The sequence below is a fragment of the Pseudofulvimonas gallinarii genome (assembly GCF_004343305.1).
GTDB classification, from domain to species: domain Bacteria; phylum Pseudomonadota; class Gammaproteobacteria; order Xanthomonadales; family UBA2363; genus Pseudofulvimonas; species Pseudofulvimonas gallinarii.
Genome location: NZ_SMAF01000002.1, coordinates 40009 through 51741, shown reverse-complemented (window position 1 = coordinate 51741; position 11733 = coordinate 40009). Strand labels below are relative to the sequence as shown.

The window sequence follows — 11733 nt, the reverse complement described above, 5'->3', positions numbered from 1 at the left end:
GCCGATGAGCCGTCGCGTCACCGCCACCATCCACCTTGATGCCCTGCGCCACAACCTGGCGCAGGTGCGTGCGCGGGTGCCGCATTCGAAGGTCATGGCCGTGGTCAAGGCCGACGGCTACGGGCATGGACTGGAACGCGTCGCGCGCGCGCTGTCCGACGCCGATGCCTTTGGCGTGGCCTCGATCGCCGACGGTGAACGCATCCGCGCCATTGGCCTGCCGCATCGCGTCGTCGTGCTGTCCGGCATCGATGAACCCGGCGACGTCGCGACCATGCACGCGCTGGCGCTGGAGCCGGTGATCCATCACGAAAGCCAGTTGCCGTGGCTGGAAGCCGACACCGATCCGCGGCCGATGCCGGTATGGCTGAAGGTCGACAGCGGCATGCACCGCCTCGGCTTCGAACCCTCGGACGCCGCCGCCGTGCATGCGCGGCTGTCGGCACTGCCGCATATCGCCGGCCGCATCCAGCTGCTCAGCCACTTCGCGCGTTCCGACGAGTTCGGGATCGACGCCACGGCGAAGCAGATCGAGACCTTCAGCAACGCGACGCGGCCGTTCGACGGCGAGCGCTCGCTGGCGAACTCGGCGGCGATCCTCGGCTGGCCGGCGGCGCATGCCGACTGGGTGCGCGCCGGCGGCGTGCTCTATGGCGTGTCCGCGGTCGCCGGCCGCAGCGGCAGCGAGTTCGGCTTTCGTCCGGCGATGACGCTGACGGCGCGGCTGATCTCGATCAAGACCGTCGCCCGAGGCGAAGCAATCGGCTATGGCGGCAGCTGGATCTGCCCGGAAGACATGCCGATCGGCATCGTCGCCATCGGTTACGGCGACGGCTACCCGAGGGTCGCAGAAGCCGGCACGCCGGTGCTGCTGCGCGGTCGTCGTGCCGGCACCGTGGGCCGGGTGTCGATGGACCTGATGAGCATCGACCTGCGTGCCCATCCCGATGCCCGGATCGGCGACGAAGTGACGCTCTGGGGACCGGAGTTGCCGGTCGAGGAAATCGGCGCGCGCGCCGGCACCATCGGCTACGAGCTGATCTGCGGCATGACCCGCCGCGTCGATTTCGTCGAACGCGGCTGAGCGCCGGTATGCTCGCGCCATGAGCCTGCGCCGCATCACCGTCGAACGCTATGTCACGCCGCTGCGCGAGGGCGGTTCGATGCCGGCCGTGGTCGAAGCCGACGACCTCGGGCTGTACGTGCTCAAGTTCCGCGGCGCGGGGCAGGGCGTGAAGGCGCTGATCGCCGAACTGGTGGCCGGTGAGCTGGCGCGCGCGCTGGAGCTGCCGGTGCCCGAGATCGTGCTCGCCGACCTCGACCCCGAACTGGCGCGGACCGAAGCCGATCCGGAAATCCAGGAACTGGTGCGCGCCAGTGGCGGCCTGAACCTGGCGCTCGACTACTTGCCCGGCGCCGCGAACTTCGACGCCGCCAGCACCATCGAGGTGCCGCCAGAGCTGGCTTCGCGCATCGTCTGGTTCGACGCCTTCGTCAGCAACGTCGATCGTAGCACGCGCAATCCCAACCTGATGCTGTGGCACCGGCGCCTGTGGCTGATCGACCACGGTGCCGCGCTGTACATCCACCACGGCTGGGACGGCTCCGCCGACAACGCCGGCCAGCCGTTCAAGCGCATCGCCGACCATGTCCTGCTGCGTTGGGCCGATGCCGTTGGCGAGGTCGATGCCGACATGGCCGCGCGCCTGACCCCGGCCGTCATCGAAGGCGTCCTCGCCCTGGTGCCCGATGCCTGGCTGGAGGCGGATACGACGCTGCCCGGTGCCGCCGGATGGCGGGCCGCCTATACCCGGTACCTGTGCGAACGGCTGCGCCTGCGCGCGGCATTCGTCGCCGAAGCGGAGCGCGCCCATGCTCTGCTATGACTACGCCATCGTGCGCGTCGTGCCGCGTGTCGAACGCGGCGAGTTCGTCAACGCCGGCGTGCTGTTGTCCACGCGCGACGGGGTTTACCTCGGTGCCCTGTTCGCACTTGACGAAGCGCGGTTGCGCGCCCTGGATCCGCAGGTCGACATCGAACTGGTACAGCGCCAGCTCGGGGCCGTCGAACGCATCGTCGCCGGCGAGGCGAATGCCGGCGAGATCGCCCGTTTGCCGCTGCGTGCCCGTTTCCACTGGTTGACCGCGCAACGCAGCGCGCTGATCCAGACGTCACCCGTGCACGGCGGACGCTGCAACGAGCCACGGCTCGCGCTGGAGCACCTGCTGCAACGCATGGTGCTGCCACCGATCCCCACGCGCGGCTGCCTGCCGGCGTGAGACAAGGCGAGAATGTGCGGTAGCGCGCATTGTTTGCTAGGCTTCCGGCGGAGCCATCCGGCCCAGGTGCAAACAGGGGTGAACATGAAGTTGCTGCGCGCCGCCTTCGTTGCCGCCGTTTCCCTGCCGGTACCGGCGCAGGCGTTCTGGATCCTGCAGGACAGCACGGACGGCGTCGCGCGGCTGCCTGCACCTGCGGCGGTTCCGCATGCGCTGATATTTCCTGGCGACCCCGGGTTCGTCGAAATGGCGACAATGGAACTGGCGTTGCCGGACGGGGTCGTGCAGTTTGTCCAGGCGCATGCCCGTCGGCGCGTCGACGGTGCAAGCTGGCACGGCCATGCCGGCGGACAACCGGAAGGCCAGGTCCACCTGACCTTGCACAAGGGCATGCTTGCCGGCCTGGTCTCGCTGCAGGAAGCGACTTACGAAGTGGTGCCCGTCGACGTCGGCCACTCGAGGCTCCAGCGGGTCGATCATGCGATGTACCCGCCCTGCAGCGGTGGCCTGCATGCCGGCGAAGATCTGGAGGCGTCGCCGGCACAGGCGGTCACCGGCAGCGATGCGGCGTTCCGTGATCGCCAGGATGACATCGACGTACTGATCGTCTACACGGCAGCGGCGCGTGAGGGTGCCGGTGGCACCGCGCAGATCGAGGCGACCGCTCAGGCAGCGGTGGACAACGCCAATGCTTCGTTCACCAACAGCCTGATGCTGCCCCGATTCAATCTGGTGGGTGCGTACGAAGTCGAGTACGAGGAAACCGGTTCCGGCAGCCCGGCGCTGGGCTGGCTGCGCGACAGCAAGGCCATCACCGCCTTGCGCGACAAGGTGTATGCCGACATGGTTTCGCTGTTCATCGAGACCGATCCGAACGGTTGCGGCGTCGGCTATGTCCTGAACAGCCTGAATCCGGCGTTTGAACGCAGTGCCGTCCAGGTCACCGTCCGCAGCTGTGCCGTCGGCAACCTGACCTACGCGCACGAGCACGGCCACAACATGGGCATGCTGCACAATCCGGAATCGGCAGGCAGCAGCAACCTGGCACCGGATGCCTATGGCCATTGGGACAACAGCGGTCCAACCACGACGGAGCGCTTCCGGACGGTACTCTCCTACGCCTGCCCGTCCGGTCCCAGCTGCTCGCGTCGCATGTATTTCTCCAATCCCGACGTCAGCTACATGGGACGCCCGACCGGCATCCCGGACGAGCGCAACAATGCCCGCGTCGGCAACTACACCTCGCAGCTGATCGCCAATTTCCGCATCAAGACCATCATGCGGCACGGCTTCGACTGACTGGCGAAAGTCCGGCCGCGGCGGACAGCGCGCCCGGATGTTCCTGTCATGCGTACTGGTCGGTGACGGCCGGCAACGCGCCTGTCGTACGGCGTCGGAAGCGGTGCGGTCTCCTCAGGGCGCCTGGTGATGGCCGTGTTCCGCATCGGCGCCTGCCGCGAACGAAGCGGGCTGTGGCGTCGCCGTTCCGATTGCAGGCCGACAGGATCGCGGCGGTCCGGGAATGGCGCGTACGGCCTGCCGGTCCCGCGACAGTGGTCACGGCCTCTGCCAAACTCCGCCGCTGGACGATCCGCTGGATAGCGAACAGGAGCGCGACGCGACGTGTCCAACCAGTTCAGCCTGCTGCGCAGCCGCCGCTTCCTGCCGTTCTTCCTGACGCAGGCGCTGGGCGCCTTCAACGACAACGTCTTCCGCAACGCGCTGGTCATCCTGATCGCCTTCCGGGTGACCGGCCTGGACGCCGCCGACGTTGATTTCTATTCCAACCTCGCGGCCGGCCTGTTCATCCTGCCGTTCTTCCTGCTGTCGGCGACAGCGGGGCAGTGGGCGGAACGCAGCGAGAAGTCGCGGGCCATCCGGCAGATCAAGCTGCTGGAGATCGGCATCATGGTGCTCGCCGCCTTCGCACTGTGGACCGGCTCGCTGCCGTTCCTGATGGCCGTGCTGTGCCTCAGCGGCGCGCAGAGCGCGCTGTTCGGGCCGGTGAAGTATTCCATCCTGCCGCAGGCACTGAGGCCGGAAGAACTGGTCGGCGGCAACGGCCTGATCGAGGCCAGTACCTTCCTCGCCATTCTGATCGGCTCGCTGTTCGGCGGCTGGCTGATGAATGCCTTCGACAACGGTGAGTGCTATGTCGCCGTCGCCGTGTTGGTCCTCGCCATCGCCGGCTGGCTGAGCGCGCGGGCGATTCCGGTCGCGGCGGCCACCGATCCGTCGCTGCGCATGGACTGGAACCCGGTACGCCAGACCTGGCGCGTGGTGATGGGATTGCGCGGCCATCGCGCCGTGCTCAACGCCGTGCTCGGCATCAGCTGGTTCTGGTTCTTCGGTTCGGTGGTGCTGGCGCAGCTGCCGAACTACACCAAGGTCTATCTGGGGGGTGACGCCAGCGTCGCGCCGCTGGTGCTGACGCTGTTCGCCTTCGGCATCGGCCTCGGTTCGCTGATGTGCGAAATGCTGTCGCGGCGCACGGTGGAGATCGGACTGGTGCCGCTTGGCGCGCTGGGCCTCACCGTGTTCGGCGTCGACCTCTACCTGGCGCGGCCGGAAGCGGCGCTGGTCGCCGGCCTGGACTGGCGCGCCTTCCTCGCCGTCGACGGCAACATCCGGCTGTGCATCGACCTGCTGCTGATCGGCCTGTCCGGCGGCTTCTTCATCGTGCCGCTGTTCGCGCTGGTGCAGCAGCGCGCACCGCGCGAACGGCTGTCGCAGGTCATCGCCGCCAACAACATCCTCAACGCGCTGTTCATGGTCGCAGCCGCCGTCCTTGCCATCGTGCTGCTGCAGGCCGGACTCAACATTCCCGAACTGCTGCTGGTCACCGCCGTCCTCAATGCCCTGGTGGCGATCTACATTTTCACGCTGGTGCCGGAATTCGTCGCCCGCTTCGTCAGCTGGCTGGCGATCAAGGCGCTGTACCGCATCGACATCCAGGGGCTGGAACACATTCCCGACGAAGGGCCGGCGCTGGTCGTCTGCAACCATGTCAGCTACATGGATGCGTTGCTGCTCATGGGCGCGGTGCCGCGGCCGATCCGCTTCGTCATGTACTACAGGATCTTCAACATCCCCGGCATGAAGCAGTTGTTCAAGGCCGCGCGTGCCATTCCCATCGCCGGCAGCAAGGAAGATCCGGACGTGATGGAACGCGCCTTCGCGCAGATCGACGCCGCCCTGGCGGCCGGCGAACTGGTCGGCATCTTCCCCGAAGGCGGGCTCACGACGGACGGCGAAATCGCCCCGTTCAAGCGCGGCGTCGAGCGCATCCTGGCCACGCGTCCCGTTCCCGTCGTGCCCATGGCCCTGCGCGGCATGTGGGCCAGCATGTGGAGCCGCCGCGATTCACGCCTGCACCGCGCCCGGCTGCCGCGCCGCTTCCGCGCCCGCATCGGCATCATCGCCGGCCCGCCGATCGCGCCCGAACAGGCCAGCGCCGCCTCGCTTGAAGCCGCGGTGCGCGCCCTGCGCGGCGACCGAGCCTGAAATGGTGTGCTGCACGAATAGGGGGTACGGCCAGTGCTTGCGGAAAGGTGGCGTCTGACGAAGCCGCCGCGGCGCGGGCTTCGTTGGTCCGGTGCGATCGACGTGCGCGCCTCGCCTATGTGGCGGCGAGGATGTCTTCTTCTGGAACAGGTGCCGGCCATTGCGGCCGGCACCGTCGATGCGGGAAGGCTCAGGCGGCCTGCTGCTGGCTGTTGCCGTCGTCCTGCTTGCGCGGGCCTTCGAGCAGGGCGTGGCGCACGCCGGAGACCAGCAGGTCCAGCTCGGCATCGGTGACGGCGAAGTGCGGCGTGAAGCGCAGCGAGTTGGCGCCGCCGTGGATGACGCCGAAGCCGTGTTCGCGCATGAACTCCTCGGTGCTGTTGGCGCCGTAGCACTTGAATACCGGCGACAGTTCGCAGGAGAAGAGCAGGCCGGTGCCCTGGACCTTGGTGATCAGTCCGCCCAGCTCGTCGGCCAGCGCCTTGAGCTTGGCGACGGCGGACCGACCGCGCTCGGAAATGTTCGCGCGCAGTTCCGGCTTGAGCTGGCCGAGCACGGTGCTGGCGACATCCAGTGCGCGCGGGTTGGCGGTCATGGTGTTGCCATAGGTGCCCTTGCGGTACAGCGCGGCGGCACGTTCGGTCGCGGCGACGACCGACATCGGGTACTGGCCGGCGTTGAGGGCCTTGGAGTAGGTCTCCAGGTCCGGTGCCTGCAGCGTTTCGAAGCCGGGATAGTCGACGACCGACAGCACGCCATGCGCTCGCAGGCCGGCCTGGATGGAGTCGATCAGCAGCAGCGTGCCGTGTTCCAGCGTCAGTTCGCGGGCGACGGAATAGAACTCCGGCGTCAGCGCCATGCCCGGATCGCCTTCGCCCATGACCGGCTCGATGAACATGGCTTCGAAGAACCAGCCTTCGCGCTCGGCCTCGGCGAACGCCTGGCGCAGGGCCTCGACGTCGTAGGGCGGGATGACGACCAGGTTGTCGGAACCGTCGTTCCAGCTGGCGAGGTTGTCGCGATACGCCTTGCGCGTGGAATCCGAGTAACGCGAGGGCAGTTCGGTGCGACCGTGGAAGCCACCCTTGACCGCCAGGCGCTTGATGGTCTTGCCGGCGTGGCGGCCGCCGGGACGGGTCTGCTCGCGGGCATTGACGTCGGCGATGCGGCCGGCCAGCGAGACCGACTCCGAACCGGAGTTCAGGCACATGAAGTGGCTGTACGGGCAGCCGTTGCCGCGGTGGCCGATCTCGGCGCGTAGCGCCTGCGTGAAGCGCAGCTGCGACACAGACGGCGTCATGATGTTGGCCATCGCCTGCGGCTTCGCCATCGCGTCGATCACCGGCGCAGGCGCGTGGCCCATGCCGAGCATGCCGTAGCCGCCGGCGTCATAGATCACCGCACCCTTGAGCGTGACGATCCACGGACCGCGCGCGGTCAGCGCGACGTACGGATTGACGGCGTCATCCGGATAGAAATTGACGAAGCCGGCCTGCAGGTGGCGCAGCTGCGCTTCCTCGTCCATGGCGACCAGGTCGGGATATTCGTTACACAGGCGTGTGAATGCTTCGACGGCGTCGGCGACGGCGGCGTTGAGGTCCGCATCGTCCTGGAACGCGCGCAGCGCCTCATCGGACAGGCCCGGCGTGCGGATGCTGCCGCCGGCGGAACGCAGGGGCTGGAGCTGGTTGAGGATGTGCATGATCGACCTCCGTAAAACGAAACGCGCCGATCACGCGGGATCGGCGGTGGAACGCGGGACGGGCTGCCGCTGGTGACGCGACCGGCGGGGCCAATCCGGCGCCAAGGCATTGATTTAAGGGCTGGGAGTATAGCACGGGCGGCCGCAGGGCCGGTCGGGTCGGGCCGTGGCCGGGTTCGTGGCCAGGCTCCGGAGCAGACCTCCCGGAGAGGCGCGGGCGACGGCGGGGGCGCGGCTTCAGGTCGGGCGACGCCGTGTCAGCGGCCGGAACGGGGGCACGGCGATCTGTTGGCCCTCTCGCGTTGTCGACCTCCGCGGCGGGTGGATCGGCGGGTTCCGACGTGGCCGCGTGTCAACGCAGCGTCCAAATGCTCGCCGGATCAGCGGTTTGCCGGCCTGTACGGGAGATCGCGCGAGGATGTCGAATGGCCGGGTATCGGGTTCGCGCCGTGGCTGCGTCGGTACATTTCGGTGTCCGGAGCAATGCCGAAGGGCCGAACGATCTATCAACTCGACGATCGACCAGACGGCGCACAGGCCGCGGTCGCCACCAAGGGTCACGGGCCGCCAAGGCCAGCACGCCCGATCCGCACAGGCGCCCGGCTGCGCGGCTGACAGCTGTCACCACCGCCGCCTGATCCTTGCCGCTGCCGCGCCCGCCCGCGGATCCGGACACTGCGTCCTGTTATCGGCGAGGTGGATGCAATGGATGAAAACGTGATCGTCAGCCTGGCGGGCATCCGCAAGCGTTACGGCGAGGTCGAAGCGCTGGCCGCCCTGGACCTGAGCCTGCGCCGCGGTGAAGTGCTGGCACTGCTCGGAAGCAATGGCGCCGGCAAGACGACGGCGGTGTCGATCATGCTCGGTCTGGTCCAGCCCGATGCCGGCGAGGCCAGCGTGTTCGGTCGCCCGCCCGGCGACCTCGGCGCGCGTCAGCATATCGGCGCCATGCTGCAGAGCGCCGGCGTGCCCGAGGCGCTTCGCGTGCACGAGGTGCTGCGCCTGTTCGCCAGCTATTACCCGGATGCGATGCCGGTGGCCGAAGCCGCGGAGCTGGCCGGCATCACCGGGCTGCTGCAGCGGGCCTACGGCAAGCTGTCCGGCGGCCAGCAGCGGCGCGTGCAGTTCGCGCTGGCGCTGGTCGGTCGTCCCTCCGTACTGTTCCTGGATGAACCCACGGTCGGCCTGGACGTGCAGTCGCGGCAGGCGTTCTGGCAGGTGATCCGCGCGCAGGTGGCATCCGGTTGCGCGGTGCTGCTGACCACGCATTACCTGGAGGAAGCCGAGGCGCTGGCCGACCGCGTTGCGGTGATCGGCCGCGGTCGCGTGATCGAGGAAGGCGCCGTCGAAGCGCTGCGTGCGCGCAGCGGCCAGCGCCGCATCCGCTGCCGCACGACATTCGCGCCTGACCTGCTGGCGAGCTGGCCGGGCGTGCTGCAGGTGCGCGAACAGTCCGGTCTGGTCGATCTGGAATGCGACCACGCCGAAGACGTCCTGCGCCGCCTGCTCGCACAGGATCCGGCGGTCAGCGATCTGGAAGTCATCCGCGGCGGCCTGGCCGAACGTTTCATCGAACTGACGGAGACGATGGCATGAACACGACGACACTCACCGCGATGGAACAGGGCAGGGCAAGGCAGCCGGGCGTGTTCTGGCGCAGCCTTGGCCTGGAAGTGCGCTACGAATTCCTGTCGCTGCTGCGCACCTTGTCGTTCTCGCTGCCGACGCTGCTGTTCCCGCCGATGTTCTACGTGCTGTTCGCCGTGCTGATGCCGATGGGTCGTTCCGGCAGCTGGCAGGCCGGCGCGTACCTGCTGTCCAGCTATACGGTGTTCGGCATCATGGGGCCGGCGCTGTTCGGCTTCGGCGTCAATGTTGCGATGGATCGCGAGACCGGCTGGCTGCGCATCAAGCGGGTGGTGCCGGCACCGGCGGTGATCTACCTGCTGTCCAAGCTGGCGATGGCGATGCTGTTCGCGACGCTGATCTACGTCGTCATGTGCCTGATCGCGGTGACCGCCGCCGGCGTTCGCATGCCGGCCGCCGGCTGGCTCGGACTGGCTGTGGTCGCCATCTTCGGCGTGCTGCCGTTCTGCGCGCTGGGCCTGTGGATCGGCACGCTGGCGAGCGGCCGTTCGGCGCCGGCCATCGTCAATGTCATCTACCTGCCGATGGGTTTCCTGGCCGGACTGTGGTTCCCGCTGGCGATGCTGCCGGCCTTCGTGCAGGGCATCGCGCCGCTGTGGCCGGCGTATCATCTGGGCCGAATCGGACTGATGGCGATCGGCCAGGCGCCGGCTGATGGACTGCTCGGGCATGTCGCCGTGCTGGCGGCCGTCACCGCGGTGTTCTTCGTGCTGGCGGTTCGCCGGCTGAACCGGCCGCTGTAAGGAACAGGAACGGAAGCAGATGGCGTTGAACCTGCGCACCCTGAAAACGCTGGCGCTGCGCTGGCGGGACCGGCTCGTGCCGCCGTCGAGCGGGCTGGGCTGGGCGCCGATCCTGTGGCTGGGCTACCTCAGCTTCACGCTGCTGCCGATGTTCGCGGGCTGGCTGGGTCCGGCCGGCGTCGCCGCCACGTGGCTGTCGATGGCGCCGTTCCTGGTCGTGTATTTCCTCGCGTTCCGGCAGTCCGGCCTGCGGTTGCTGCTGGCGGTGCTGGCCATCGCCGGGATCGGCTTCGCGCTGACGCCGTTCAATCCGTTCGGCAATGCCTACCTCATCTATGCGGCCGGCTTCCTGCCCGGACTGACGCGCACGCTGCCGCGCGCCATCGCCATGCTGCTGCTGCTGGTCGGCCTGTATGCGCTGCAGACCTGGTGGCTTGGCGGACACTGGCTGTCGCCAGCCATCGCCCTGCTGGTCGGCACGTCCAGCTGCGTCGGCAACTACTACATGATGCAGAAGATGCGCAAGGACGCCGAGCTGCGCCTGTCCGTCGACGAGGTGCGGCGACTGGCGCAGGTCGCCGAGCGCGAACGCATCGGTCGCGACCTGCATGACCTGCTCGGCCATACGCTGTCGCTGGTCGCGCTGAAGTCGGAACTGGCGCGCCGGCTGGTGGAGCGCGATCCGCTGGCCGCGCAGGTGGAAATCGGCGAGGTCGAGCGCGTCGCGCGCGAAGCGCTGGCGCAGGTGCGCCGCGCCGTCACCGGCATCCGCGCCGCGGCACTGAAGCCCGAACTGGCGTCCGCGCGGCTGCTGCTCGACGGTGCCGGCGTCGGACTGACTTACAGTCTCACCGGGCTGGAACTCATGCCGGCGCAGGAAACCGCGCTGGCACTGGCCGTGCGCGAGGCGGTCACCAACATCCATCGCCACGCGCGTGCACGCGCCGTCGAGATCAGCCTGCGCTGTGAAGACGGTGTCGCCCTGCTGACGGTCGTCGATGACGGTTGCGGTGGTGCCGGCGAACCCGGCAACGGGCTGCGTGGCATGGCCGAACGCATCGAGGCGCTGGGCGGCTCGCTGGCCGTCCATTCTCCGCGAGGCGAGGGCACGCGCATCGTCGTGCGCCTGCCGCTGCCGCCGTCTGACGAGGAGGTCGGCGGCAACGTCACGCCGCTGCGGCGGAGCGCGGCATGATCCGTTTCGTGCTTGCCGAAGACCAGGGCCTGGTGCGCGGCGCGCTGGCCGCGCTGCTGCGGCTGGAGACCGACCTGCAGCTGGTCGGCGAAGCCAGCGATGGCGAACAGGCCTGGCGGCTGCTGCGCGACCTCAAACCCGACCTGCTGGTCACCGATATCGAAATGCCCGGCCTGACCGGGCTGGAACTGGCGCAACGCGTTCAGCGGCACGGCCTTGCCACACGCGTCGTCATCGTCACCACCTTCGGACGCGCCGGTTACCTGCGTCGTGCGCTCGATGCCGGTGTCAGCGGCTACCTGCTGAAGGATGCCCCCGCCGAACGGCTGGCCGATGCGCTGCGCACCGTGCATCGCGGCGGCCGCGCCATCGATCCGGAGCTGGCAGTCGAAGCGTGGGGTGAATCCGATCCGCTCACCGATCGCGAGCGCCAGGTGTTGCGCCTGGCCGGCGAAGGACTCGGCGCCCAGGAAATCGCCGAGCAGCTGAACCTGTCGCACGGCACCGTGCGCAATTACCTCAGCGAGGCGATCGGCAAGCTCGGCGTCGGCAATCGCATCGAGGCCTACCGGCTGGCGCACCAGAAGGGCTGGCTGTAGGCATTGCCGTGCGCATCTCCGTGACCGGCTCGCGCGCCTGAAGGGCTGGCTTCAGCACCGCAG

General features: G+C 68.5%; 10 protein-coding genes. 9 read left to right on the top strand and 1 reads right to left on the bottom strand.

Translation table 11 applies throughout. The features are described 5' to 3' along the window. Positions 1-4 precede the first annotated feature (4 nt). The 5 genes from alr (at position 5) to EDC25_RS01865 (ending at position 5784) form a co-directional block, all read left to right on the top strand. Complete coding sequence (alr, locus tag EDC25_RS01885; protein WP_123520956.1) at positions 5-1084, top strand: alanine racemase; 1080 nt, start codon at positions 5-7, stop codon at positions 1082-1084. Between the two features lie 25 nt (positions 1085-1109). Next, the gene (locus EDC25_RS01880; protein ID WP_377599936.1) at positions 1110-1886 is read left to right on the top strand and encodes a HipA family kinase; all 777 of its coding nucleotides are present in this window, start codon (positions 1110-1112) and stop codon (positions 1884-1886) included. Beyond that, the gene (locus tag EDC25_RS01875; RefSeq protein ID WP_123520958.1) at positions 1873-2280 is read left to right on the top strand and encodes a DUF3037 domain-containing protein; all 408 of its coding nucleotides are present in this window, start codon (positions 1873-1875) and stop codon (positions 2278-2280) included. Before EDC25_RS01880 ends, EDC25_RS01875 begins: the two co-directional genes overlap by 14 nt. 84 nt (positions 2281-2364) lie before the next feature. Further along, positions 2365-3579 carry a M12 family metallo-peptidase gene (locus EDC25_RS01870; protein WP_240639575.1) on the top strand — a complete coding sequence of 405 codons (1215 nt, stop codon included), beginning with the start codon at positions 2365-2367 and terminating at the stop codon, positions 3577-3579. 324 nt (positions 3580-3903) lie between these two features. Continuing rightward, a complete protein-coding gene (locus EDC25_RS01865) occupies positions 3904-5784 on the top strand; it encodes an MFS transporter (RefSeq protein ID WP_123520960.1) in 1881 nt (626 codons plus the stop codon). Between the two features lie 190 nt (positions 5785-5974). Here the strand turns inward: EDC25_RS01865 and EDC25_RS01860 are convergent, their stop codons facing one another. Then, the gene (locus EDC25_RS01860; RefSeq protein ID WP_123520961.1) at positions 5975-7486 is read right to left on the bottom strand and encodes an aminotransferase class III-fold pyridoxal phosphate-dependent enzyme; all 1512 of its coding nucleotides are present in this window, start codon (positions 7484-7486) and stop codon (positions 5975-5977) included. Positions 7487-8191: 705 nt separating this feature from the next. Between EDC25_RS01860 and EDC25_RS01855 the strand changes: the two genes are divergently transcribed. Genes EDC25_RS01855 through EDC25_RS01840 form a run of 4 tightly spaced genes read left to right on the top strand, consistent with a single transcriptional unit; the run spans position 8192 to position 11670 of the window. Beyond that, positions 8192-9082, top strand: a complete 891-nt coding sequence (locus EDC25_RS01855; protein WP_123520962.1) for an ABC transporter ATP-binding protein — start codon at positions 8192-8194, stop codon at positions 9080-9082. Further along, positions 9079-9876: an ABC transporter permease gene (locus EDC25_RS01850; RefSeq protein ID WP_240639572.1), complete on the top strand. Its 798-nt coding sequence runs from the start codon at positions 9079-9081 to the stop codon at positions 9874-9876. Before EDC25_RS01855 ends, EDC25_RS01850 begins: the two co-directional genes overlap by 4 nt. Positions 9877-9895: 19 nt before the next feature. Continuing rightward, positions 9896-11071: a sensor histidine kinase gene (locus EDC25_RS01845; RefSeq protein ID WP_123520963.1), complete on the top strand. Its 1176-nt coding sequence runs from the start codon at positions 9896-9898 to the stop codon at positions 11069-11071. After that, on the top strand, positions 11068-11670 hold the full coding sequence (locus EDC25_RS01840; protein WP_123520964.1) for a response regulator transcription factor: 603 nt from the start codon (positions 11068-11070) through the stop codon (positions 11668-11670). The genes EDC25_RS01845 and EDC25_RS01840 overlap by 4 nt, the downstream gene beginning before the upstream one ends. Positions 11671-11733: the final 63 nt, after the last annotated feature.